Below are 25,601 nucleotides of genomic sequence, written 5' to 3'. Positions count from 1 at the left end.
GAAAGACCATTTTGGGATCACAAAAGTATGTCCGTCTCTCGACTCGTTCTCCTGTTTAGTATTGCCATCTTAGCAACGGCCTGTGAATCATCCAGTGAAATCGAACGAATACAGAAAGCCCCGCGTCCTGTGACGGTTTTTCTGTTGCAACAGTCAACGCCAACATCCCAGTCTCTGATGACTGGTTCAGTAGGTGCCTGGAAAACAGAAAAAATCGGTTTTGAAGTTGCTGGACGGGTGGAGCGCGTATTAGAACCTGATACCGAAATCGAGGGGCGTGTAGTCGATCAGAAAAGTAACAAAGTTCTGGTAGCGGGTACGGTGTTGGCCCGGTTGTACGATGAACAATACCGGATTGCCGTCGATCTGGCCCGGGCTGCGGTGGATGTAGCGATTCAGCGAAAAAAAGCGGTGGAAGTGGAAATTGCCGATGGTATTCCTGCCCGCCTGGCTTCCGCGAAAGCAGAGCAGCAGCTGGCAAAAGCCGATTCGGATCGGACCATCAGTCTGCTCAACAAGAAAGTCGCGACCCGTTCTGATTATGATCAGGCGATGGCGGAACTGCAAACAGCAAATGCCGCGGTAGCAAATATTGAAGCCGAACTCAAAACGAAAAAAGCCGAGCTTCAATCACAGGAAGCAGAAATTCAAAAAGCCCGTTTTCAACTGGCCGAGGCAGAACGGAATTTACGCGACACCGTGCTCTATTCTTCCTTCCGGGGGCAAGTCGCGCATGTGGAAGCTGTTCCCGGCAGTTACCTGGACGCGGGAGACCCGGCCTTGACAATTCAGATCATGGATCCGATCAAGGTGGAACTTGAGCTTTCCGCCAGCATGTCTCGAAAATTTCGACGAGGCGATACCGTGCGGATTTACGCGGTTGACAGAAATGATCAAGAGACGAAACTCGAAGGTTACGTCTACATGTCTGAGCCGAATGCCGATGCAGAGACCAGAACATTTACGGTGACGTTACTGGTCAGAAACCGGAAGACGCAACTGAAGATTCCCCCTGAGTACCAGTCCGAACAGATTGCCCGAACCAAAGATATCTGGCCGCTGAATTTCGCGCCGATCATTCATGACGGAAACTTGCTGATGACGGAGGAAAATGCGATTCGCCACGATGCGGAAGGTGCTTTTCTCTGGAAGATAACCAATCGCCGGGCCAGTGATGTCTCACTGGATTCCGAACGCATGTTACATGTGAAAAAAATCCGAATTGCAGCGGGAAACATGCGAATTCCGTTTATGGGAAACTGGAATTTCGTGCCGGTTACCGTTCAGGAGGGAGAACAGGTCGATCCTGAAGTCGATCTGGTGGCCGGGGAATTAACGGTCAGTCAGGGAAAACCGGATCAGTGGGACGGCAAAACGATTCTGCTGGACGAATCCAGCTGGCTGCTCAGACCGGGGGATACCGTTCGTGTGAGTCTGCAGAATGAAGGGGGAAATGCCGGTCTTTATGTGCCGATGAATGCAGTCCGTCATCATTCCGGTAAGACATCGATTTTCATAATCGATCCGGACGCGACAGATCAGACGATTGCCCGCGAGGTCGAAGTGCTGCTGTCAGATAAGAGTATTGCTTCTCCCCACGACACGATGTTGCGTCAAATCAGCCCGGCTCCCGGGGTTTCCCTGCCGGCAAAACCACAGATGATTCTGAAAGGGATGCCTTTTTTGAGATCGGGCGAACCGGTCAATATCGTGAGTGAGAGTGAGGCGGTTCAATGAATTTGCTGCCCGAGTTTGCGATCCGAAATCGCACCATAGTATTTACCATAGTCTCGTTGCTGGTTGTCTGGGGGACCGTCTCGTTTCAAACGATGCCACGTCGCGAAGATCCTGAATTCACGATCATGACCTGTGTCGTCACCACGCGCTGGGCAGGAGTTTCTGCAGAACGCGTGGAAGAGCTGATCACTGACCCACTGGAAGAGGTACTGGATGGAATTGAAGAGGTGGATGTGCTGCGGTCTACATCCACCAATGGTATGTCGACGATATTTGTCGATCTGTATGACAACGTTGCGCCAGACCGTGTCGATCAGGTGTGGGACCAGGTTCGGGCCCGCGTGCGAAATGTGGAGATGCCTGAAAAGAATATCACGCCCATTGTGACCGATGACTTTGGGGATACCAGCGTGATTCTGTTTGCGATCTACCAGACTCCGCTGCCTGGCGAAACAGAGATTGATCCCGCCCATGTCTACAGCAACCGGGACCTGGATCTGTTCTCGGAACAGGTACGCGATGCGCTGCGGCTGTTAGATGGCGTCGCCAAAGTCCAGCGTTTTGGAGTCCGTGAAGAAGCGATCTATATTGAGACAGATGCGGGTACATGGTCCAAGCTGCGACTGACGACCTCCGACCTGGAAGAGCTGATTTCAGCACGGAATATTATCGAAGCAGGAGGATTGCTGGATACGGGCGATGGTCGATTTTATGTAAAGCCAGGGGGCAAACTTGATGCTGTGAAAGAGATCAACACCATAGTGGCTGAAATGGCCAGTACGGACAAGGGGGCCAATCAGGTCTATTTGAATGATCTGGGCCTGAACGTCAGGCGGGCTTACCAGGATCCTCCTGGCTTAATCTGCCGGTATTCGGATCCGGAAACGTCACAGGCGGCGGTGATCGTGGCGGTCACCATGAAATCGGGCTCCAATATCATTGATATCTGTAGTGCGGCGAAAGACCGTCTGTACGAACTTCAGAACGTCACCTGCGAACTTCCTCCCGATCTGGGGCTGGTTCCTGTTTCCGATCAGTCGGATAGTGTGAATGCCCGCATTCAGGATGTGGTCCTGAATGTGATCGAAGCGGTTGTGATTGTGATTGTGGTGGTCTATCTGGTCGTCGGGTTCCGCACGGCAGCGGTAATGGCCGCCAACATTCCGTTTGTGACACTCGTCTCGGTGGGCATTATTACTTTATTCGGAGTTCAACTGGAGCAGATGTCGCTGGCGTCGATCATTATATCGCTAGGTCTGCTGGTCGATAACGCTGTGCAGATTTGTGATCAGTCACGTACGAATCAGATGGAAGGCATGAAGCCGATTGCAGCCAGTGTCAGTGGGGCCCGGATGCTGGCTGCTCCCATGCTGAACGGCACGCTTACGACCATCGCGGCGTTCGTGCCTATGGTGATCTTCTTTGAAGGGGGTAACCGCGAATTTATCTACAGTCTGCCGGTGACGCTTTCAGTCATGTTGGCTGTCAGCTGGGTACTGGCGATGACGTTTTGTGTGATCCTGGCAGCCATGTTTATCCGCCCTCCTGTTAACAGGGATGCACCCGACGCGCCGCTGGTTCGCAGCTTTTACTGGTTTAAAAAGTTATTTCGTCGGAGCCGGAAGACAGTCGAGGTTTCGTGGAAAACAGAAAATAAACATTACATCAAGCAGATCTATGGGGTTCTGGTTCAGCACGCCATCCGGCACAAGTTTATAACTCTGTTCGTTTCGATGGGGCTGTTTTTTCTGGCGTTGAAGCTTCCTGTGAGCAGCGAGTTCTTTCCCCAGGGCGAACGGGATCAGTTTGTGGTCGGCGTCTGGCTGCCTGAGAATGTCGGCATTGAACAGACAAATCAGGCTGCTTTGCAGGTGGAAGAGATGCTCAGAAAGTTGAGCCCGTTTACCGACGAAAACGGCAAAAAAGTTGAACGTCTGCGTGCGCTGCGGACCCTGGTTGGGGGAGGGGGTTCGCGCTGGTACCTTTCGTGGGAACCAGAACCTCGGAAAGCCAATTACGCGGAAATACTGATTCGTACAACCGATCCCAAATTAACTCACGACTATGCAGAGAGCGTCCGTAAAGTGGCGCTGCAGGGAGATCCGAAACTGGGAATTGCGCCACTGCCCGGGTTGCGTGTTGTGCCGATGGAGATGATGCTGGGACCGCCGGCTGCACCGGTTGTTCTGCGGATTACTGGTGATGGTTTTGCAGATATGCAGAAACTGCGCGACGTCGCAACTCAGGTCACAGAGCTGATTCGTGAGCAGCCTGATACCTGGAATACGCACGATTCCTGGGGCGCCGATGCTTACCAGTTGCAGGTCGACGTGGAAGAAGATCTTGCCAGCATGGCTGGCGTGACTAATTCACAGATCGCATCGACTTTAAATGCCTATTACTCCGGACGGCAACTGACGATGTTTCGCGAAGGTGATTATTCGGTTCCCGTTTATTTCCGCCTGATCCCCGCTGGGAGAAAGTCGGTTTCGGCAATCGAATCGGCGTTTATCGAGGGAAGAAACGGCAAGGTTCCCTTGAAGTCGATTGCCTCGTTCAAGTATGGGTGGGAACCGGCAGTGATTGAACGTTGTGACTTGAACCGGACGATTGAAGTCAGTGCTCGGGTAGAACCAGGCGCCTCTGGCAACGATGTGGTGAGCCGGGTCATGTCTTCCAAAAAGTTTCAGCAGATTGAGGAAAATCTTCCCAATGGATTCCGGATTGAGATTGGCGGGGCGCTGGAAGAATCAATGCAGGCGGGAACGATGATGATGAAAGCCTTTGGCATGTCATTCGTCGCCATTCTGCTGCTGCTCGTTATCCAGTTTAACAGTATCAGCAAAGCTGCCATGATCATTTTCACGCTGCCTTTGGCGCTGATTGGTGCGCTGCTGGGACTTTACCTGACTGATAATCCACTGGGGTTCATGCCTCAACTGGGAATTTTGTCGCTATTTGGAATCGTATTGAATACCGCAATCATCTATATGGAATTCGCTGATTTTCAGATCGCGACTCGTTCGGCTGCCAGTGATGGCAAGGGACCGACAGGTGGATTGACGCGGGACGAATTCCGTGACTGTCTGGCTGAAGCTGGCAAGCAGCGGCTGCTCCCGATCTTTCTGACCACTGCAACAACTGTTGGAGGACTGCTTCCCCTGGCATTAGCCGGCGGACCATTGTGGGTTGGGATGGCCTGGTTGATGATTGTCGGTCTGCTGATGGCCACGCTGTTGACACTGTTTGTCATCCCTGCGCTTTACGCGATCATTGTTGAGAATCTGCGAATCAGCCCGCTCAATTCACCGCTCACAGAATAAGAGGTTACCAGGGGAACATCGAACCTGTAAGCGAAGTCGTTGTCTGAGTCACGCAGGTTGCAGCGTCAGGTATGGAATCCATGACAGTGAAGTGCGTTCATTTTATTCTCGCTTAAGGCAGCATGCAGCGGCCGCCGGAGAGGACCATGGTTTGTCCGGTGGTGAAATTACTTTCTTCGGAGAGCAGGAAGCTGACGATCGCCGCGACTTCTTCGGGGGTGCCCATGCGGGGGATGGGGGTGGCTTCGATGATTTTCTCCAGGTCCTCCTGGCTGACGGTGGAGAGGATCTCCGTTTCGATCAGACCGGGGGCGATGGCATTCACGCGGATGTTGTCCCGAGCCCAGGCGGTGGCGATGCTCTGGGTGAAAGAAATGACACCGGCTTTGCTGACCGCATACGCGATGGACTTGGGGCGGGGCTGCAGGCCGGAAAGCGAACTCAGGTTGACGATCCTGCCGAACTGGCGTTTCAGCATGCCCGGTTTGACGCGCCAGGTAACCAGGAAAGTGCCTGTCAGATTCACATCCAGCATCTGCTGCCAGGCAGACAGGTCGAGTTCTTCATGGGACTGATAGATGAACGTGCCCGAGTTATTGACCAGTAGCTCGATGTCGCCCAGCTGTGCTTCGACTTCGCTGACCATACGGTCGACTTCGGTTTCGACTGAGACATCACTTTGAACGATCATGCCGCTGCCTCCCAGGGCTTCGATCTGCCTGAGCGTTTCTGCGGCGTCAGCTTTTCCGCTGCGATAACTGACGGCGACGCGGGCTCCTTCCTGTGCCAGGCGGAGGCAGCAGGCCCGGCCGATGCCGCGGGAGCCGCCGGTGACTAAAGCGACACGGTTCTGGAAACGCTGGGGATTGAAAATGGCATCTGTCGTCATAGTGTGAAGTTCCGTCTTGCTGAAGTAAAAAATGATCGCGGTGTCTTAGCGCAGTTTGTAGTATTTTTTTGGTGCGACGAGCATCAGGACCTGGGGACCGACAATGAGGAACATGATCAGCGTGCCAGCAACTGCAGAGCCTGCGACGACAGGCAGCGTGCTCTTTTTCAGAAACAGTGGACCGAGAAAGGAGCCGACAATCAGACCGATCAAGGGGGAAATCCAGAGCCACCAGTAGGTATAGATTGCGGGGACTTTTGTGCGGAGCCGCTTGCGGTAGACGTCCAGTGGTTCTTTTGTATCTTCCCAGTAGAAGGTTTTTAAGCCCCGGGGTCCGCCACAGGATGCACAGACAGTTCCCAGGCAGAGTTTAAAGGGATTGCATAAGCCCTCGAAGTCCGCTCCATTGACCTGCGTTCCCTGCTTGCATTTTTTGTGGATGTAGACACGCCCGACTTTCAGGCTGTAAGGAGATTTCGCCATGCTGTTCTCGCTTTAATCAATCTGTTGTCCTTGACTGTTTCCGGTGTCCGGCGCGACGCTGCCTTGGCCGTTGTTCAAGCGTGCCTGCTCGAAGACTATTGTAAACAGTCTTTTGTTACAGTGGCCAGTATGATTGCTGAGAAGTGAAGCGGTTTCTGATTAGAAAACGCATTTGAATGATCGATCCTGATGGTTGAATAAGATATCACCGCGCATGCAAAAGCCGACGATTCTTTCACCCGGTTAGAATCATCGGCTTTGCTGGTGGGTAGACTTATATTTTCAGTATGCTGCTAACGAAATCCCGTGGCTGAAGATTATTCAGATGGAGGACCGGCACAGCGGATCAGGTGGTCATGGTCGATGTAGACCACTTCTTTGGTCTGATCGGTGTTCGAGAATGGTACAGGCCAGTCTGAACGAATTGTTTTGTCATAATAGACGGTGCACTTGTAGTGACAGTGGTGCTGACGAGCTGGTCCCACCATGGGATAGAACCGACATTCGCCAATCCGGTCCACAATCGGTTCGACAACCATGCGGACGTTGTTGCGAGTGGTTTCTGCGAGGAACCAGACTCCGCCGCCGGTTTTGTCCGGCAGGGCACGAATGACTTCATCCGGGCTGGGAGGATCCAGGCAGAACAGGGGAGCGTGTTCGCCTTCTACGGGATCGAGAATCATCGCTTTGTTATAGCGTTCTTCTTCCCAGTAGGTGTCTTCGATTAACTGTGACCAGTAAGCGGTTACAGGAATCAGAGGAGTGGTACGCCAGAAGACCGATCCGGCGTAAGTCACTTCAATGAAGCCTTTGACCAGCGTACAGCCACTGGTGTTGAGTGTTAACAAGCAGGCACAGCCCAAAAGCAAAGCACGGCTGAATTGCTTCCCGATTTTGAACATCCTTCTTCCTCCGGGTGATTTAAACGTCGTCATGATTTGAGGGGAGACTTCGTTTTCAGTGTTAGCGAGCGATATGCTCTGGTAAGGAGATGTCATGTTCTGACGGTCGGCATCCTGCCTGTCTTTGTCGTAACATGATTCCATATTCTTCTTATCGGACGCTTTGTCAGATAACCTTGTGAGAATTTGACGATTTTGACGATTTAACGGATAAAATCCGATTTACGCCTTATGCAGTCAGTTCGTCGGGTCTGCTGTATAAAAAATGCCTTCCAGGAAGTGGTTTTCCTGAAAGGCATTAGTTTGCAGTCTATTTTAACACTGGTTGATTACCAGTTCTTAGGATTCATGAACCACCACCAGCGGTCAGTCCGCGGACGGAAGTTTAATTTCCATGAGCCATCATCCCATTCCAGCTGAGCCTGTCGCCATCCCAGAGGAACCTGTGGATAGGGGTAGAACGGTCCGATGTAAGGGAAGGCACTGGCAGAATACTCACTTGGGTAAGCTACCTGTGCGTAGTTAGGGTAGTTGGCATAGGTTGGCCAGGCAGATTCCGGCAGGTGAGGACTGTTGTAAACATTGTTCGCGGGTCCCATACCTGGTTGAGGAGCCATTCCTGGATATCCTGCAGGAGGTCCCATAGCGGGAGGACCGGCAGGACCAGGTTGTGGAGCCTGGTAATTCATGTAGTTCGTCGGCTGAATCATGGAAGTCTGCTGAGGAGCAGCCTGCATGACCTGCAGGTTGTTTTCTACAGCCCGGACTCCCGGAACCTTTCGAGCAATCTGGGTGGCCATCTGTTTTTCCTGAGGAGAACCAATTGCTCCCTGCAGGATGGCAGTTCCGTTTTTGAAGCGAATTTCGACTTCATGAGCCGAAGCCAGGGCAGGCCCTAATGCTTTGGCCAGTTGTTCTGCCATCTGCTGGTTGCTGGGGGCTGAGGCTGCACTGCGAGGTGCAGGAGCCTGGTAGGCAACTGTTTCGATGTTAGAACGTCTGTTTTCAACAGATTGTTCAAATTGAGCCTGTTTCAATGAGCCTTTCAGGAAAGGATCAACCGCAGACGCCTGAGTAATCTCATTCGTGCGACGGAAAGGATTCAGGCTGGATGTCTGTGATTCTGCTTCTGTGGCAGGAGCAGAATTAGTTGCGACTTGTGTGACTTCCAGGCGATTATCGACCCTTGAGACACCGTCGATGCGTGAGATCAATCTGGTGGCCTGAGCTTTTTGAGCTGCCGTTGGGATTTTACCCGACAGAACGGCGACACCCTTATTGTACTCGATTTCCATGTTGTAACCGGTTAACCGGGCTGATCTCAGAGCGTCAGCGATTTCATTCGCCACTTTCTGATTTTGTGTAACTTTGCCCGATACAGCGGTCGAACTAGACTGTTCAGATTTCTTTGTGAAGAAATCCAAGGGTCCGGCCATTGTGATACCGGGAGTCACCGCCATGATCCCCAGCGTCAAGACCCACTTACGATACCGTTTCATGAACAACTCCGTTCCCAATTGAGTTTTTTGTGTTTTCGTCCATTACATCCGAGCTCTATCTATTGTCTGGTTTACACGGTGAGTCATTCCTGCTGCGCAAACAAAACAATGAGATTGCTATCCTGATTGATCGGTCATCCGGGGCCGGTTAAACAAGTTATTCTGATTATTTCGAAGAAATTGGTTAAATGTTCCGGGGATTAAATGAGGTGAATTTAGATAAGTCTCATTTGTGTAATGGTTTATGTGAAATTGACCTGTTTGCAGAGTTTTGAAGGTTTCAGTTTCGAGTGGGAGGGGAATCGAGAAGAAGGTGTGTTTGTATGTATATTTATGGTCCTGGTGCAGTCAGAAATACTTCTGCGTCTCTCAGAGTTCCTGTTGAGATGGTGAGGGAATCAAGTGGTTTTTCTCTGTGGGATATGTAAAAAAAACCATTCTTCGGGGATTGAGAACTTCTCTGCGCGTAGTCATTCCAGAAATGAAATGTTATGCTAGCACGCATCCAGCAATCGATTTGCGCCGACAGTACTGAAATTCTCTATGTGAGAGGTACTGGGAACGGTGTTTCCTGGCTGGATTCAGGCTCCATGCCCGAGGGTGTTCCAATATCAACTAACTAATAGAGTTCTATTTAACCAAAGAATACACAATGGCTCGAAAGTCTCCCAGTCGTCTGGAAATGCGTCGTCAGGCGGAAGCCGCTGAAGCGGAATCAAAATCATCGCCCAAGAAAAAAGCCACTAAAAAGAAGAAGGCCACCCGTAAAAAGAAGGCCGCCAAGGCTGAAGTACGTCGCCGCTTGTTCTGGGGTGTTTTTACAGGCAGTATGAAAGAGGAATCGCGTTTTGCCTACGACCAGCGAGATGCTGCAGTCGAACGCATCGAACAGCTGCGGCTTAAAAACGCCAAGAAACTCTACTTCATTCAGCCCATCAAAGAGTCTCTGGACGGTGAAGTTGTAGTCCCCAAAGTTCCCGTTGACGATGCTGATGATATCGAAACAGATGAAGTCGCCAAAGTTGAGGACGATGATGACATTGATGTGGTTGACGACGAAGTTGAAGATGTAGAAGAAATTGATGAGGTCGCAGACGATGACGAAGATCTGGATGAGGATCTGGACTAAGTTCCTGTTTTCAGACACTCTGCAATAGTTTTACAATGCCCCCACCATTCAATTATGAATCGTGGGGTTTTTTGTTGTCGTTCTTTACTGAAGAGCACTGAATCCCTCCGCTTGTACATGATTATGATAAGGTCCAGATGATGCAGGTTATTTATCAACTACAATTGTCTGCTTTGCCAGTTGTGTCCACCTGCTGGCTCACCATGGTCTGTCTGCTGGCTGGGCTATCTGCGTGTTCCCAGAGCCCTGCTGTCGAGTCTGGTAAAACCGCCGTTTCGGATGCCGGGTTGAAGGATGAAGAAGACTGGCGTGTCATTTACATCCAGGATCAGAAGGTTGGTTATGTTCGGAATCAAACACGGATTGAAAATCAGTCCGGCACAAAGGTGGTCCGCACTCAAAGCGATTCCTACCTGAAATTCAAGCGTTTTGGCCAGTTGTTGAATCTGGAAGTCCATCTGCAGACGACAGAAAACAGTCAGGGGGACCTGCTGTCTTATGAGTATCAGATGAAGAACCCGCCTGCGAACTCCACCACTACACGGGGCATTGTCAAAGACGGGCAATTGGAAATTGAAACGAATATTGCCAATCAGGCGACAAACACGCGACTGCTGTGGAAACCCGATTATTATTCCCCCACTTATATGGACCGTGTCTTCAGTGAGTCCCCTATGCAGCCGGGAGATAAAAAGTCGTTTTCCATGTTGCTGGCGGAACTCAGCAAAATCACTGAAGTGAACCTGGCCGCATTGGACTATGAGTCGGTGGAGAGACCAGGGGGAACTCGTGAAAAGTGTCTGCATGTCAAAATGCAACAGTCTTTGTTACCCGGGATGACAACAGATCTCTATGTAAATCAGCAGGGAGAGGTTATCAAATCCGCGACCGACTTTCTGGGCGCAAAGATGTTGATTTATCAGGCGAGCAAAGAGGAGGCGCTGGAAGAACTGTCTGGCAAGGAATTGGATCTGGCGATGCAGACCCTGGTTCCGGTTTCCCCCATTCCCCGAGCCCATGAGACGGAGCAGATGGTCTATCAGGTTTCCATGCAGAAGGATGATCCCGCGAAATATCTTGTTGCAGGAGATACGCAACAGATCAAACGGCTCGACGCAAACCGTGTTGAATTGACGGTGACCAAAGCGGCTGAACCTGAAGCATTCCCCGCGGCTGACATTGATGCTGAATTTGTGAATCCTACTCAGTTTCTCCAGTCTACTGATAAAGGAGTCATCCAACATGCGCGAGCGGCAGTGCAATCGGAAACGAATCCCTGGAAACAGGCTTTGTTGATGGAAAAGTATGTTCATCGTAATTTGAAAAAGAAAAACTTTTCGACGGCTTTAGCGTCCGCAACTGAAGTAGCCCGGAATATGGAAGGCGACTGCACCGAGCATGCGATGTTGCTGGCAGCGATGCTGCGTGCTCAGAAACTACCTGCACGGGTCGTCGTTGGACTGGTGTATATCCCGAATCGGAAGAGCTTTGGGGGGCATATGTGGACCGAAGTCTTTCTGGATCAACGCTGGATCCCCCTGGATGCGACGCTGGGCAAAGGGGGCATAGGTGCGGGGCATATCAAACTGGGCGATTCCAGCCTGTCAGAAAATGGGCCAACTCCGCTGGCGCTCTTCCTCCCGGTCATTCAATCGGTAGGAAAACTCTCAATCGAAGTGCGTGACGATCATCCCCGCACTCAATAAGCGACCGCTTTCCGGCTTGAGGGAGAGTCTGTGGCGTTGTAAGTCTTACATTTCAGAGACTCGTTTCATGGTTTTCCGATTGCAAGAATTGCAATCGCGATCTGGCTGAAAAATAACTTCAAAAAGTGCCTGATTCGAAATGCCTGTTTTTACAGTGTTTAAGAGTGATTTCCAAAATTCTGGCAGCGATAGCTAAGTGAATGGCACGATTACTGCTTTATTCTTGCTTCGGGTAAAGAGAGAGACCCAAAGAATTTTGAAGAGTTGAGAGACTTCAAGATTCATGAGAGAAGAGAGAGACAATCCCACCGACCCGTGGAGGCGGGTCTGCCCACCCTGGGCCATTCCAAAACATCATCCCCATCTTAGAGCCGAGAGAATTCCCGTATTCTCTCGGCCCTTTCTATTTATAGACCCAGAGAATTTCACCGATTCCTTTTCGACCCTTTCGGCAGCTTATGCTGAGGTGGCACAAAATCGGCTGGCAGAAATGCAATGCTGTTGTCAATCAGTCCTGATCAGGCATCGCAGGGAGTTCCCATTCTTCGTCATCTTCATTTTCGCGCAGGGCATTATAGGCGGCACGCTGTTCGGCTTCTTTTTTTGTAGAGCCCCAGGCCGGTTCATATTTGTGTTCGCCTATAATCGCGGTGACTTTGAAGAACTTGGAATGATCCGGTCCTTTCTCGTCCAGAACCTCATAAATGGGGGTCTGGGAAAATTTCTTTTGCGAGTATTGCTGCAAGAGGCTTTTGTAGTTGTAGCCATGCACTGAGCGGGAGGCTTTGGAATTTTCACGTTCGATGAGTGGATCCAGAAACTGATGAACAGGGGCAATGCCACCATCCAGGTAGATACCAGCGATGAGCGCTTCGAACATGCCTGCCAGCAGGGATTCGGGCAGGTTCTCAGTCATGGCAAGTCCTTTGCCGACGAAGATAAAGCGATCGAGACCTTTTTCCCGCGCCAGTCGCGTACAGGTGTTCCGACTGACGACCGCAGATTTGATGCGTGTCAGTTCACCTTCGGGAGCGTTGGGAAATTGATCAAAGAGTTTTTCGCAGACAATCGAACCGAGGATCGCGTCCCCCAGAAATTCCAGGCGTTCGTTGGAATCCATACGGGTTTTGGCAGCAGAAGTATGGGTCAGGCAGGATTTCAACAGCTCACAGTCAACAAAACGGTATCCCAGATTTTGTTGACACTCTTCAAGCAGTTGATCGATCTCCACGGGGCTGAGATCGTATTGCATGCACGCCTCCCCTGATCTTTATTTCTTCGAAATATCAAAAGGTCAATCGAAGAATTCTGAAAAAGGGCCCGCGGAGAATTATTGACTGACCTTCGCTAAGTATAGAAAGATATTAACATTAGCATCGAATTGAAAACATCAAAAAAAGTCTGTTTAATGGAAATGGTCGAAAAATATTCAGGTTAAGAGTGTAAACCTTCCCGGAATCACGCCCGGAAATGGGGGGACGAGTTGCAAAATTCCTCTTTTTTTTCAAGCAGTCCCAACACATCTACAGGCGATTCTCGTAGTAAGAGCAGACCAGCCGCTCAGAAATGAGCAAAAGTTCAACGATGTGCACACATCAGGATCCTGTATTTCCTAATTCAGAAACGTGGGGTTTCCGCCAGTCTTTTCCGGCAGAGTCATTTTAAAAGAGTCATATTGGGGAGTTGAGTCACGTTTCCTGATTAGTATTAATTCCATAAAAGAGATGGCTTGTGTCATAACTGAAAGCCAAACACTGTAGGAGGGTAAATTTAATGAAAGCGTTAACAGGAAATCGAAACTGGATGTTCGCTATTATCGCTAGCGCATGTCTGGTTGGTGCCGCGGTCGGAGTCGCTCAGAAAGATAAGAGCGCCGATCCGCCAACAGCTGCGAATATTCATGAGTTATCGAATGTATTTCGTGAAGTCAGTCGGCGGGCGATGCCTGCGATTGTTTCTATTGAGACCGTGAGCAAAACCTCTGAAGTCTCTGGTCAGAGAGTTATGCCGTTTGGTGACAATTCACCGTTTCAGGATCTGTTCGAAAATGATCCCCGGTTCAAAGAGATGTTCAAGCAGTTCCAGAATCAAAATCAGCCACGACGGGCGCCCCGTCGGATGGGAACAGGTTCCGGATTCATTATCAATAAGAGCGGCCTGATCATGACCAACTCGCATGTTGTGAATGGTGCCGACGTCGTTAAGGTCACTTTAAATGATGGTCGTGAATTCACTGCCAGTGATATTCGTACCGATCCCCGTTCCGACGTTGCTGTGATTCATATTGATGCACCCGACCTGCAGGCAATTCCCCTGGGCGACAGCTCCAAAATGGAAATTGGCGACTGGGTCCTGGCGATTGGTAACCCCTTCGGAATCGGTATGAGTGTGACGAACGGTATCATCAGTGCGAAAAGCCGTGGCCCCGGAATTAACGACCGTGAAGATTATCTGCAGACGGATGCAGCGATCAACCCTGGTAACAGTGGTGGTCCCCTGTTGAACCTGCGTGGTGAAGTGATCGGTATTAACACCGCGATCTCCAGCCGCAGTGGCGGATATGATGGTGTTGGATTTGCCATTCCTGTAAACATGGCTCGCTGGGTATCCGGTCAGCTGATTGATAATGGCAAAGTGGAACGAGCTTTTCTGGGTGTGGGCATTCAGCCGATCAGCAACGACCTGTCGAAATCGTTCGACATCAAAGTTGGTCAGGGTGCCATCATCACACAGGTGATGGAAGATTCTCCTGCAGCCGCTGCTGACTTGCGGACGGGTGATATCATCCTGAAACTGTCAGGCAAGGACGTTTCCGGGCCTCGTAATCTGCAGGGTATTGTGGAACAACTGGTGGTGGGTAAGACTTATGTCATGGAAATCTTAAGAGACGGTAAACATGTCAACAAAGAACTGACCATGAAAGCCATGCCCAACAGTTTCTCAGTTGCCAGGGATGAAAAGCCTCTCGAAGGTTCCAGCAAGCAGAAACAGAAAACCAGTGTGAATGAACTGAAACTCGAAGTTCAGCCTTTAACCGAAGAACTGGCCAATCAGTTAGGATATTCCAACGAGGTCACAGGAGTGGTAATCACTTCTGTCGAACCGGGAAGTGCTGCTGAAGAAGCTGGTCTGACGAAAGGGATGATCATCGAAAAGATCGGGACAACTGAAGTCTCTACCATGGATCAATTCAACCAGGGATTGAAAGAAGCAAAAGGCAAAGACAGTGTGTTGCTGCTTGTGAGAAATCACAGTGGTGCCCGCTTTGTAGTGGTCCAGAAGTAGATTTCAGGATTGTGTACTCTCCTGAAAGGGGCGTCTGGTACAAGTCTTATCACTAAGGCTTGTGCCAGCCCCATAGCGGAAAGATTGTCCTCATAAGAAATTCCTCACCGCATCGTATGCGGTTCCGCGTGACGTCTCGGTGGTATTACTGAAATACCGCCGAGACGTTTTTTTTATGCGCCTGACAATTGTCAGCAGATTCATCAGGTGGTTGGTTGTGATTCCTTGCTGCCGGATATCATTTCGGACTGTATCTGACTGCTGTTAAAGACCACCTCAATCAGGGTGGTTACGCCTCGACGCGATTTGGGGTTGTAACCTTTGCGAATCTGCAGTCGCCAGACGAGATCCCCTTTTAAATCGTCTATGCCCTGTTCATTCGTCGCAACGTAGGTTTCGAAACTTTCCCCCGGTTTCAGTTCCTGAGGTTTTTTTTCCTGGTTGATATTCTGTCCTTTCAGATTCCATTCCCAGGAGGGGGGCATGTCATACACCAGGATCCGGTTGCCGTCTGTCTGTTTCTGATCCAGGCTGCTCAGAAAATTATTGGCACGCAACTTTGCATCAGAATCTTTACCAGAAACCCGGGAGAGCAGCAGCTTCTGATCGAGAGGTTCGAAAGTCTGATCGTCTGAGACATTTTCAAATTTCAGATGGAGCTTGAGCACATCTCCCGTTGGTTCACGTGTCAGGCTGGTATCACCAGTATAATGTTCGAATTCGATGGGGCCCCGTGTCACCCGGAGTGGAGTCACCATTACATTGCCGAAGCGTCGGCCACGTCCGCCCAGTTGTAATACATGTCCCGGAGGCAGTGTCGCATTTTCGGGGACCAGTTGGAGCGCGATCTCATCTTTTTTGACGGGCGGTTTCAGATCGGGCAGACTTTCCAGTTGATGGGGGTCTCCCTGGTACTTGGCGTACAACAGCATCGCGAGCATGGCAGTGACGGCGATGGCATACGTCAGTGTCAACGTGAATAACCGTTTGGAGACCACTTTTTGTCTGCGGTAGCCTGGTGGAGCTGCCTGGGTTGCCGGTTCCTGAGAGGCAGGGACTGGTGCCGATGTTTCTGCGAAAGGTTCCGTTTCGGTAGATTCGGCGGCAACTTCTTCAGTTGTGACTTCGGCAGTCTGTGCTGACTGCTCAGTCGAAGATGACTCAGTGTCGTCAGTTTCGCTCGTCGCTGTTTCAGCAGCAGGTTCTGTTTCGTCCGATTCTTCAGTGGCTGCTGCTTCAGGTGTCGCTTCTTCCGTTTCGGATTCAGAGACGGAAGATTCGGCGACGACCCCTTCTGGGTCTGTGGCTTGTGGATCTTTGTCTTCAACCGTTTCTTCCGAGGGGTTGGTTTCGGTCGTCGCCTCCTCTGCTGTGTCGACTGCTGCTGCTTCAGCTTCCGTTTCAGCAAGCTCCGTGTCTGCTGTATTTGACTCTATATCCGATTCCGATTCCGCGACATTACTGCCGCCGGGAAGAAACGAGAAATTCGTCGTCGGTCGCTCGGATTGTTTTTTGCCGTTTTTATTTTCGACGCCACCAGGAAGAAATGAGAATGGGGAAGCAGAATCGCTCTCGTTATCTACGGGACCGGGGTCTTCCGTCTCTGCGATGTCGATCTCGTGAGGTGTCGACTGACTTTCGTCCTGTTCACTCGCGCTGTCAGACGGTTCGGGATCGACGGTCTTCGCTTCTTCTTCCAGATCTTCTTCTGAAACCAGTACAGGTTCATTCGATTCGGGGTCGACCTGTAGATGCATCTGGCATAAAGGGCACGCGACGACTTCCGAGACGGCTTCGATCTGGATGGAGCCCCCGCAAGAAGGGCAAATCACTTCAATACTCATCCATTTCTCCGGTTGATATCTGATAAGTTAGTGCTGTCATAGAGGCAGGACCGGCGCTGGAGCGTCCGCGAGCGGGATCCAGCGAGCAGATTGAGAAAATCTGGTACACGGGAGGACGATTCAGCGGGAATCCTGTGCTAATTGTATCCAGTCTATTCTGGCCTGAGTCTGGTAGTGAAGCAAGTTCGACCGCCATTCAAAGGGGACAAAAGACAAAACCGGCACGCTTGTCCATTGTTGTATCTGGGCGGCGTTTGACCGGCGGGAGACATCGCTGAGAGTGGGATCCACATCATTCAGGATCAGTCCTGCGATGGAGAGGCCTCGTTTCTGTAAGACCTCAATCGTCAGCAGGCTGTGATTGATCGTTCCCAGTCCCGCACGTGCTACTATCAGTAGTGGCAATTTGAGCTGAGCCGCGAAATCAACAATCAGCATGTGTTTGGAAAGGGGGCAGAGCACGCCTCCCACACCTTCCACGAGCAGAAACTCTGCCTGATCCTGCCACCACTGGGCTCCTTCCAGCAGAAGTCCCTCATTGATCTGCTGACCTTCATCGGCAGCAGCGACAGGGGGCGCCAGGGGGGCATGAAAGCGTTGAGGGCAGATCCGCTCTACGGGAACAGAGGTTTGAATGGCTTCGGACAGTTGTTCTACATCTGGCCAGTAACTGGTGCCGGTTTCTTCGTCCCGCACACTGCCACTGCAGGCTGGTTTATAAACGCCCGTCTGCACACCTTCTGCGACCAGCTGGCGGGCAATCGCGGCGGTAATATAGGTCTTGCCGACATCCGTATCGGTCCCTACCACCATCAATCCCGGGATTTTTAATGAAAAAACGTCCACATTCCATTCCTCAAGCCGTTCAGGCAATTATAACTTTTACGGAACAACCGTTTGTCTCTGCTTGCGATCAGCACTGTCTCGCTTTTATGATTATACAGAGTGATCTGCGTACTGCAGCTGTGACAGCTCCGGAAAATACAGGCTTCTGCAGACACACCGATCTTTTGAAAACTCAATTTCAAGCCAACCGACGTACTTCCATAAAATTCAGATCGAGTTATGAAACGAAGAAAAAGTTCATCCAGCGGTGCGAGCCTGGATTCCCTGCTGGATACGATGACCAACGTGGTGGGGATCCTCGTGATTATGCTGACCGTCACTCAGTTGGGCGTGGGAGAAGCCGTCAATCGTATCACAAGTGCGATTGAAGAAGAGGATATGGAACGCGCTGAACAGAAGGTGGCCGAGCTCGATGAGTTACTGAAGCTTGAGAAAGAGCAGTTGGAGACAGTGAAAGAATTGACTGCAGATAAAACGACGGTCAATCCGGAACAGCAGAAAGAACTGGCAGAAAAGCTGAAGAAAGAGCTGGAGAAATTAAAAGAGATCCAGGTCAATATCGAGAAATTGAAGAAAGAGATTGCCGAGCGCGATAAGCAGGTCAAATCGCTCGAACAAAGTATTGTTGCCAAAGAGACGGAACTGGCAGATATCAAAGCAAAACTGGCGAAAACTCCGGACCCGGGGCCGACGCCCAATGCCAAGATTGTGAATCTGCCCAATCCACGCGACGCGCCGAAAGAGGCGCGGGCCATCGATTATGTCTGCCGACATGGTCGCATTATGCGTGTTGATATTCCCCTGTTACAGAACCTGGCTCTCACAGCGATTGCCCAGAGCCGACTCGTGACGGCGCCGGAACAGGCGATTGATTGCGACAAGCTGGTCAAGGTGTTCGAAAATAAAAATGTCGGTAATCGTGACTGGAGGATCAAACTGAAACCCGTAGGTGGAGTGCCTTATCTCGTGCTGGAATTACGTGATGGCCGCGGCGATACCTCAGAACGACTGCAAAAATCTTCGGCTTTGTTTCGTCAGGAACTGCAGAAGATCAATCCGCGGCTCTTTTATCTGAATTTTCGCGTCTGGTCAGACAGTTACGATACCTACCTGGTGGCACGGCAATATGCAGATCAGAAGGATGTGATGGCGGGCTGGACTGCTTTAGACGGCAATTCTGAATTCCGGGTACCTCTGGGCGGTAAGCTCAAACTGACGTGTGAAGGCTACAAGCCCCCTCCCTCCCGGCCTCCTGCCCCAGAGCCTGATTTGCCACCCCCGACGGAGCGCAAGCTTCCCGGCAGCAAAATCGACTGAATTCCTTCCCTGAAGGGATGAGACTGTATCCAGTTTTACATTAGCGTCTCCAGGGCTATTTGGACCGACTATCATAGATCGGGAGACGCTATGGTTAAATGTGACACGATCTGGTACCGCCGGTCTGAGCTGTCTGCAGATCAGTTCGGAACTACCCGCAGAACGTCATTTGAGGTGTTTCCTTTATTAACAAGGATCTATAAAACCTTTGACGAGAAAACTCCGCGCTGTTTTCCCGGTTTACCAGCAGTGGCCAGTGGTTTGCGTTTCCTATCTTTTCTAATCTGCATAGATTCTGGCTGTTGGGGTTCTGGAAACCATCAACGCTTTTTGATGATAAAGTAACTGGAACGTTTTCTCATGCTGTCCTCAATATACGGTCGATTCAGTGTTGTGTGGCCCTGAAAAAAGGGTACTGAGGAATTAAAACGTTCCTGTCTCAACATGAGGTTGAAAAGACTGTGGTCATCGAATCTTCACCCCGGTATTCACTGGAAATCAAAAAGGGAAAAACCAGTTTTCCCGTGCGGCCTGTGTCAGGTGGCCGCCTGACGATTGGAGCAGGTTCCTGCTGCGGTCTTCAGGTCACCGGTCAAGAGATGCCGATCCTGCATTCCATAATCCATGTCGCAGACGAAGTGGCCCGGATCGAAGCCATGGTTTCTCAACCCCAACTGTTATTAAACGGGATACCACTTCGCACCTCAGAACTTTCAGATGGCGATCTGATTACAATCGGGCCCATCGAATTTGTGTTTTGTCAGTCCAGACCACATACAGCAACGAGCATTTCCACCGCTGGCTTATCTGGCTCGCCGCTTCAGACGAGCGCACCAATCACCCCAGATAAAAAAAGAGATCACTTTATGACCAAAGAAACTACTCTGAAGGACCTGTCTGCGTCCGAACTTGTTGACCTGATTGAACAGGATTTTCATCTGATAGAGAAATATGAATCGCGTCGGGAACAGGGGGCCGCTGCCTTGCTGTCACAGCTTCATCAGTTGAACGAGGAGCAGGAAGAACAGGAATTCCAGCAGGAGTCGCTTTCTGAACAGGAACAACTGGTTCTACTGGCAGATCTCGAATCCATGATGCAGGAATTGACACGTTTCTCGGAAGAACTGCATCAGCGGGCCGATCAGTTATCCAGCCGCGAAAAGCAATATGAAGTGGCGGCTGCCTCTTTACTGCAAACCCAGGAGAAACTCGCCTCACAACTGGACCGGACGCTGGACCAGGTAGGATCAATCAGACAGGATCGCAATACCGATGATGGCCCTCAGCGGGCAATTGCCTGAGCTTAACCAGAACGAGATAGATCATTTAATCCTGTGTGCGATCAGACATCTGATTCACACAGGATTTTTTTACGCTGGTACAGAACCGGGTACAGTTCGTTCGTGGAATGAATGGCAGGTTATGACTGCATGGCCGGACATCCCGTTCGACCCGGTATCGCTGATACCAGATCATCCGGTTCGAATTGTTGTGAAGACGTTACACGTAACCTGGACTCAGGTTACTTTGCTGGGGAAATGCCGAGAAGCTGCCTGGGCTCAGGAAGCTTCGCGAAACCGGAGCGACGGTTTTTCGATGGTGACAATCGTGTTAGGCAGCACGCTTTTCATCAGCGAGACACTCGCTCCGATGACGGCATCCTGCCCGATCACGGTATCGCCTCCCAGAATAGTGGCATTCGCGTAGATCACTACACCTTTTTCGATGGTGGGATGCCGTTTCTGCTCGCGAATAATGCGTCCTTCAGAATCTTTCGGGAAGCTCAAAGCTCCCAGCGTGACCCCCTGATAGACTTTCACATTTTCCGCGATCTCACAGGTTTCCCCGATTACGACGCCGGTACCATGATCGATAAAGAAGGAATGGCCAATGGTGGCACCCGGGTGAATATCGATCCCGGTCTGTGCATGAGCCCATTCCGACAGCATGCGGGGTATGATGGGGACTTCCAGTTTGTACAATTCATGAGCGATCCGGTAAATGGTAATCGCTTCCAGTCCGGGATAGCAGAAGATGATTTCATCAAAGCAGGTTGCAGCCGGGTCGCCGTCCAAAGCCGCCTGTACGTCAGTGGAAAGGGCGCGCCGTATTTCCGGAATCATTTCCAGGAACTGGATCGTCTTCCGCTGACCTTCGGCTTCGAAATCAATCTGGCTGAGTTTTTCGCAGTCGGCGCCATGTCTCTGAACATGCTGATGCCGTAACGCACGACCGATTTGCAGTGTCAGAATATCGTGCAGTGAGTCGATGATGTTTCCTACATGGTAGGTGACATTGCCCAGGTGCAGATTCTGACGACGGCTGTAGCCCGGAAAAATGACGTCTTTCAATTCCTGTGCCGCTTCGATGACGGCATCCTGGCTGGGAAGCGGGCAATGGCCTAAGTGATGGATCGTACCGATTTCATGATAGGTTTCGACAATTCGATCTGTCAGTTCAGGGAGCCGCTCTTTTTGCCGGAAATCCGTAGCCATGAGAATTTTCCTGCTTGTCATCTGGAATAGGAGTTAATGCTGTGACCTGCGGTCAGAGCCTGAGATCAAGACAAGCCTCGACCGTGATAAGTTCTGTAAATTGCCTCAGCTGACAGGCATCTTTCCTGAATTCTATGCTTGCCGACGAAAAGTCTACAAGTAGACAACGAAAAAATGCCTTCTCTAATTCCAAATCGGCGTCTGTATGACTGGAAATTGAGAAATTCTCATATTCCTTACAGTCGTCGCAAAGAATACGAGGTTCTGCCGGTAGCAGCTTGCCCGCTTTATGTCTGTTTCTGTTCAGGTCCGCGACAGTGATATCAGGGGGGAGCACTCTAAGTACTATTTTAGAAACGGGATAGGAGTATGTGCGGCGATAATTTACCCAACCTGAATTTCCTCAATCGGTTCAATCCCTCACTCGCAATACGCCGATAGAACACAGTGTGAGGGAACCCGGTCTGTGAGGTACTGATCACTTCTATGCAGAGCTTTTTCCGACAGGAATGAATCGTGACGAATTCTACCAGACTGCTGCGCTGGCTGACGCCTCCTGTTCGACAGGAGCGCGACGACTGGACATTGCTGCGTACCTGCGCGGACAGTTCGGAGCGGCTGGCAGCTGATTCAGAGGCGTTACGCAGGTTGCGGATTTCCTATCGGGAGTTGAACCAGCAGAACCAGGAATTAAAGATCACGCCGCAGCACAAAGTTCTGATTCAGCTCCAGGCGCGTGTGCAGGTCATTCTGCTCCGCTGTCGTCTGTATCTCGACCCGCAGCCAACCCATTCTGTTTCGCAATTACAGGAACCGATCCTGGCGCGCATTCTAGATTACCTGCGCGAGGAGCAGCGGTATATCCGGCAGCAAATGCTGTTGTCTCAGACCACACAGCATTATGTCAGGCAATTGAAAGTGGCCACGCAGGACGTCTGGACCAAAACGCATTGTAGTCCGAATCTGCTCTTAAACCTGATACGTAAAATCAAAAATGACGACGTGCACCTGCATCAGCCTGGTGAATTTCTATTTGCCTCGCTCAATGACATTCAGGAAATGACGAGTGAGCAGATTCCGGATTCCGACTTGTCCGTATACCTTCGAGGGCTGGAGACGGCACGATTAATATTCTTCGTCAGTCGCAGGAAGATCGCCTGGCAGGAAAGTTGTGAACTGCTGATGATTGCCGGTCTATTACATGACCTGGGCTGGCTGATGATCAAGTCGACGAAGAATGCACGTGGTGAGAAATTAAAAACGGATCCGTCAGAAATCGAGCAGGGGCACCCCGTGCTCGGCGCGGCTTTGCTGGGAGGCTTACGTGGATTTCCGGGCGACTCATACTTGACGGAAGTCATTTCCCAGCATCATGAGCGACTGGATGGAACAGGTTATCCCCGTGGTCTGCATACTTCCGCACTGGGTGAATATTCACGTCGACTGGCGGTGGCCTGCCGCTTTCTGGAATTAAAAAATAGCGAACGTGAACTGACGGCGGACGGCATCCGGACGTTTGAACGCGAAGAAGTCGCATTTGCGGCAGCGTTACAGCTCTTCCGGGAGTCCCGACGCGGGGAGTGGGACGAGACTGTTGTTGATCAGTTTCTGTCTGCTCTGGATGAGAGCCTGTTGCAGGTGTTGATAGAAACCGATCGCCACAACGATCCGTTCACACTCAAACGATTCCAGCAGCAGCGCCGGGATGAAGCTCACGAGCTCATACCTCCACCTCATTTTACGATGGATGCTGCTACTACCGAGTCCGCTAATTTGACTGAAAACCATTCCAAGTTATGACGCAAAAAAACAACTCGCAAGGCGAGCTGGCTCTCACCGAGAGCAGTTACTGGCGTGAAGCACGACAGCCTCTGGTCTGTCTGGTGTTTCTGGCGCCGTTACTGTTGATCTATGAGTGGGGCGTGCTCTCAATGGGAGGCAACCAGCCGGAACTGCTCCGGAATGGCGCGGATTACTGGATGCGCAGCTGGCTCTCACAGCTGGGGTTCACGCAGACCTTCCTGTTGCCGGCTTTGATTGTGATTACACTTCTGCTGTGGCACATCTTCTGTAAGCATCCCTGGAAAATATCGGGCGAGACACTGGTCGGCATGTTTGCTGAGAGTCTGCTGTTTGCTTTTTGCCTGATCGTTGTCGGGCAGGTCCAGGATCTGGTGTTTCAGCAATTGCCTCAGCCAACGTTGATGTTTATCGAACGCGAGTCCGCTTCGCGGGTAGTCAGTTTTGTGGGGGCGGGGGTTTATGAAGAAGTAATGTTCCGTCTGCTGTTACTGCCGTTGTGTTATCTGCTCTTTCGCGGGATGTTGCTGGAGGTCCGTTCTTCGGCGATCCTGGCGATCATATCCACCAGCCTGATCTTTTCGCTGGCGCACTATGTGGGCGCATCCGGCGATCAGTTCTCTGTGTTCAGCTTCACGTTTCGCACGGTGGCAGGACTGTTTTTCGCCGGCCTGTTTTTTCTGCGGGGATTTGGGATCACCGTCGGTGCGCACGCGACCTACGATATTATTGTCGGTGTGATGCTTGAAACGACTGTGTAACCCGCCTGGGCTTTGAGAAGCAGTTCAGAACTTACCAGAATTGATAGTAGCTGCCGCGTCCATAACCGGTGTTCCAGCCGGACTGGAACACAATACTGCCGTACAAAGTCGGGCGATAAGGCCAGACGCCGCAGTAGTAACCATAAAATCCCGAATTGGCATAACCAAAGTACGACCCGGGAGCAGCGAAGTAGGATCCTCCGTATGGAAGATAACTACCCCAGAGGGGGGTATAGCTGCCCATGTAAGGTGTGTAATTCCCATAGTAGGGGACATAATTCGAAATGACATTCCCCGAGTACGGCGAACAGTAGCAGGACGAGTAAGTGTTCCAGGCATTACAGAAGGGGCGAGGATAGAAGGAACTGCCTGCCCAGGTATAACCGATGCCGGCGGGATAGTGATTGATGCCATAATAGCCGGGCCGATAATAGCGATATCCGGCGACCGCGGCGTAAGGTCGGTATCTGTAATTATATCGGCGGGCACCGTAGTCGTAATAAGTGGAACGGTAAAATGAATAGTTTCGCGGGTAGTTGCTGGTGTAGCGATACCTTGAGTACCGTGGAGAGTGTCGATAGACGGAAGATGAGTACGGCCTGTGATAGCGGGAAACAGAAATCGGCCGTGCGGCGAGCGCGGTAGAAGTTTCCAGGCCAGCCAGCGCCAACAGGCAGCAGCCGAGTACGAAAGTTCGGAATGAGAATTTGAAATAGTCGGTCATGATTTCGGTTTCCCGTCTTCCATGACGTTGATCAAAAAATTCTTCTCTTAAAACTCAAACAGTGATTGCGTTTTGACCACAGCCAGTTCATCTGGAAATGTGTGAAACGCATGGATCAGCAAACTGGACTGATTGGCTTCAAAGTCGATGATACTCAAGGCGCCGGGGGTCAGGCGGCTTTCTGAAATAAAGTGATACGCCAGGTCCGCCCGCTGTGCATCCATCAGATATTCTTCATGGACATTTTTGAAGATCGTGTAATCAAGTTCTTCCAGTTGATAACTGACCTGGTAATACAGACCCGATTCGAGCTGCACGGAATCAGAGCGACAGCCACGCACCGGTTTTTCCAGTAAGCGTTTCTGGCTGGGCAGTGGATTCTGAAACGACGTCAAAATCTCACAGACAGATTTTCCGTTATGCTGAATACAGGCAATATGACCGGTCTCACAGACTTTCAATACCGCGGAAAAGTTCTTCTGTGTAATTTCCGCCGTGGCGCAAGTCGTATAAAGTTCCGGGTGAATCGAACGCCCTATCAAGCGAAAGATCAGATCGTTAACTTTCGGTCGGGCGGATCGGACATTCATTATAGTAAATCCAATAAATGGAAATGGGTATCTCGTAAATACTTATGAGCAAAGATGATTATGCGTTCTTTCAATCAGAATCGCCTCTGCTCTGAATCATCCCCCGATTCTAAGCGATCATGAGACCAATTCCAAACAAGGTTTGGTCAGATTTTCAAACTCCTTTTCTATTTTCCAGAACGCTGATTTTAGAATTGACTTTGGGAGGGGATTGACTCATGAAAAAACAATATTTTTCACGACTGCGATTGACTCAAGTACAAATGTAATT

Annotated in this window: 19 protein-coding genes; 9 read left to right on the top strand and 10 right to left on the bottom strand. The window is 50.8% G+C overall.

Going from position 1 to position 25,601, the window contains the following annotated elements; translation table 11 throughout:
* Positions 1 to 27: 27 nt before the first annotated feature.
* Positions 28 to 1,737: an efflux RND transporter periplasmic adaptor subunit gene (locus tag GmarT_RS26885; protein ID WP_002644439.1), complete on the top strand. Its 1,710-nt coding sequence runs from the start codon at positions 28 to 30 to the stop codon at positions 1,735 to 1,737.
* Positions 1,734 to 5,060 (top strand): efflux RND transporter permease subunit, encoded by a 3,327-nt coding sequence (locus GmarT_RS26880; RefSeq protein ID WP_002644440.1) that lies wholly within the window; start codon positions 1,734 to 1,736, stop codon positions 5,058 to 5,060. Before GmarT_RS26885 ends, GmarT_RS26880 begins: the two co-directional genes overlap by 4 nt.
* Positions 5,061 to 5,172: 112 nt before the next feature.
* Here the strand turns inward: GmarT_RS26880 and GmarT_RS26875 are convergent, their stop codons facing one another.
* The 4 genes from GmarT_RS26875 to GmarT_RS26860 all read right to left on the bottom strand — a co-directional run bounded on the left by GmarT_RS26875 (position 5,173) and on the right by GmarT_RS26860 (position 8,833).
* The gene (locus GmarT_RS26875; RefSeq protein ID WP_002644441.1) at positions 5,173 to 5,949 is read right to left on the bottom strand and encodes an SDR family NAD(P)-dependent oxidoreductase; all 777 of its coding nucleotides are present in this window, start codon (positions 5,947 to 5,949) and stop codon (positions 5,173 to 5,175) included.
* A gap of 45 nt (positions 5,950 to 5,994) precedes the next feature.
* Entirely contained in the window at positions 5,995 to 6,432 is a 438-nt protein-coding gene (locus tag GmarT_RS26870) for a hypothetical protein (RefSeq protein WP_002644442.1), read from the bottom strand.
* Between the two features lie 317 nt (positions 6,433 to 6,749).
* Entirely contained in the window at positions 6,750 to 7,334 is a 585-nt protein-coding gene (locus GmarT_RS26865) for a hypothetical protein (RefSeq protein ID WP_002644443.1), read from the bottom strand.
* Positions 7,335 to 7,663: 329 nt separating this feature from the next.
* The gene (locus tag GmarT_RS26860; protein ID WP_002644444.1) at positions 7,664 to 8,833 is read right to left on the bottom strand and encodes a BON domain-containing protein; all 1,170 of its coding nucleotides are present in this window, start codon (positions 8,831 to 8,833) and stop codon (positions 7,664 to 7,666) included.
* Between the two features lie 652 nt (positions 8,834 to 9,485).
* Between GmarT_RS26860 and GmarT_RS26855 the strand changes: the two genes are divergently transcribed.
* Both GmarT_RS26855 and GmarT_RS26850 read left to right on the top strand, forming a co-directional pair.
* On the top strand, positions 9,486 to 9,962 hold the full coding sequence (locus GmarT_RS26855) for a hypothetical protein (protein ID WP_002644445.1): 477 nt from the start codon (positions 9,486 to 9,488) through the stop codon (positions 9,960 to 9,962).
* 137 nt (positions 9,963 to 10,099) lie between these two features.
* Complete coding sequence (locus tag GmarT_RS26850) at positions 10,100 to 11,668, top strand: transglutaminase-like domain-containing protein (protein WP_002644446.1); 1,569 nt, start codon at positions 10,100 to 10,102, stop codon at positions 11,666 to 11,668.
* A 508-nt stretch (positions 11,669 to 12,176) separates the two neighbouring features.
* On the opposite strand, the gene rnc is transcribed toward GmarT_RS26850, so the two are convergent.
* The gene (gene rnc / locus GmarT_RS26845; protein WP_002644447.1) at positions 12,177 to 12,920 is read right to left on the bottom strand and encodes a ribonuclease III; all 744 of its coding nucleotides are present in this window, start codon (positions 12,918 to 12,920) and stop codon (positions 12,177 to 12,179) included.
* 521 nt (positions 12,921 to 13,441) lie between these two features.
* Here rnc and GmarT_RS26840 point away from each other — a divergent pair.
* Positions 13,442 to 14,953, top strand: a complete 1,512-nt coding sequence (locus tag GmarT_RS26840; RefSeq protein WP_002644448.1) for a Do family serine endopeptidase — start codon at positions 13,442 to 13,444, stop codon at positions 14,951 to 14,953.
* Positions 14,954 to 15,156: 203 nt separating this feature from the next.
* Here GmarT_RS26840 and GmarT_RS26835 read toward each other — a convergent pair whose 3' ends face one another.
* On the bottom strand, positions 15,157 to 16,797 hold the full coding sequence (locus GmarT_RS26835) for a hypothetical protein (RefSeq protein WP_002644449.1): 1,641 nt from the start codon (positions 16,795 to 16,797) through the stop codon (positions 15,157 to 15,159).
* 120 nt (positions 16,798 to 16,917) lie between these two features.
* Positions 16,918 to 17,643 (bottom strand): dethiobiotin synthase, encoded by a 726-nt coding sequence (gene bioD, locus GmarT_RS26830; RefSeq protein ID WP_002644450.1) that lies wholly within the window; start codon positions 17,641 to 17,643, stop codon positions 16,918 to 16,920.
* Between the two features lie 219 nt (positions 17,644 to 17,862).
* On the opposite strand from bioD, the gene GmarT_RS26825 reads away from it, so the two are divergent.
* Together GmarT_RS26825 and GmarT_RS26820 are read left to right on the top strand one after the other, a co-directional pair.
* Entirely contained in the window at positions 17,863 to 18,960 is a 1,098-nt protein-coding gene (locus GmarT_RS26825) for a hypothetical protein (RefSeq protein ID WP_002644451.1), read from the top strand.
* A gap of 461 nt (positions 18,961 to 19,421) precedes the next feature.
* Positions 19,422 to 20,261 carry an FHA domain-containing protein gene (locus GmarT_RS26820; protein WP_002644452.1) on the top strand — a complete coding sequence of 280 codons (840 nt, stop codon included), beginning with the start codon at positions 19,422 to 19,424 and terminating at the stop codon, positions 20,259 to 20,261.
* Between the two features lie 258 nt (positions 20,262 to 20,519).
* Here GmarT_RS26820 and GmarT_RS26815 read toward each other — a convergent pair whose 3' ends face one another.
* Positions 20,520 to 21,455 carry a serine O-acetyltransferase gene (locus GmarT_RS26815; RefSeq protein ID WP_002644454.1) on the bottom strand — a complete coding sequence of 312 codons (936 nt, stop codon included), beginning with the start codon at positions 21,453 to 21,455 and terminating at the stop codon, positions 20,520 to 20,522.
* 516 nt (positions 21,456 to 21,971) lie between these two features.
* On the opposite strand from GmarT_RS26815, the gene GmarT_RS26810 reads away from it, so the two are divergent.
* Together GmarT_RS26810 and GmarT_RS26805 are read left to right on the top strand one after the other, a co-directional pair.
* The gene (locus GmarT_RS26810; RefSeq protein WP_002644456.1) at positions 21,972 to 23,255 is read left to right on the top strand and encodes an HD-GYP domain-containing protein; all 1,284 of its coding nucleotides are present in this window, start codon (positions 21,972 to 21,974) and stop codon (positions 23,253 to 23,255) included.
* Positions 23,252 to 24,016 (top strand): CPBP family intramembrane glutamic endopeptidase, encoded by a 765-nt coding sequence (locus tag GmarT_RS26805; protein WP_002644457.1) that lies wholly within the window; start codon positions 23,252 to 23,254, stop codon positions 24,014 to 24,016. Before GmarT_RS26810 ends, GmarT_RS26805 begins: the two co-directional genes overlap by 4 nt.
* Positions 24,017 to 24,047: 31 nt before the next feature.
* Here GmarT_RS26805 and GmarT_RS26800 read toward each other — a convergent pair whose 3' ends face one another.
* Complete coding sequence (locus GmarT_RS26800) at positions 24,048 to 24,740, bottom strand: hypothetical protein (protein WP_002644458.1); 693 nt, start codon at positions 24,738 to 24,740, stop codon at positions 24,048 to 24,050.
* A 47-nt stretch (positions 24,741 to 24,787) separates the two neighbouring features.
* Positions 24,788 to 25,330, bottom strand: coding sequence for a DUF2617 family protein (locus GmarT_RS26795; RefSeq protein ID WP_002644459.1), 543 nt, complete (start codon positions 25,328 to 25,330; stop codon positions 24,788 to 24,790).
* Positions 25,331 to 25,601: the final 271 nt, after the last annotated feature.

The sequence above is a fragment of the Gimesia maris genome (assembly GCF_008298035.1).
In the GTDB taxonomy this organism is placed as follows: domain Bacteria; phylum Planctomycetota; class Planctomycetia; order Planctomycetales; family Planctomycetaceae; genus Gimesia; species Gimesia maris.
This window is presented reverse-complemented; position numbering and strand designations above follow the sequence as displayed.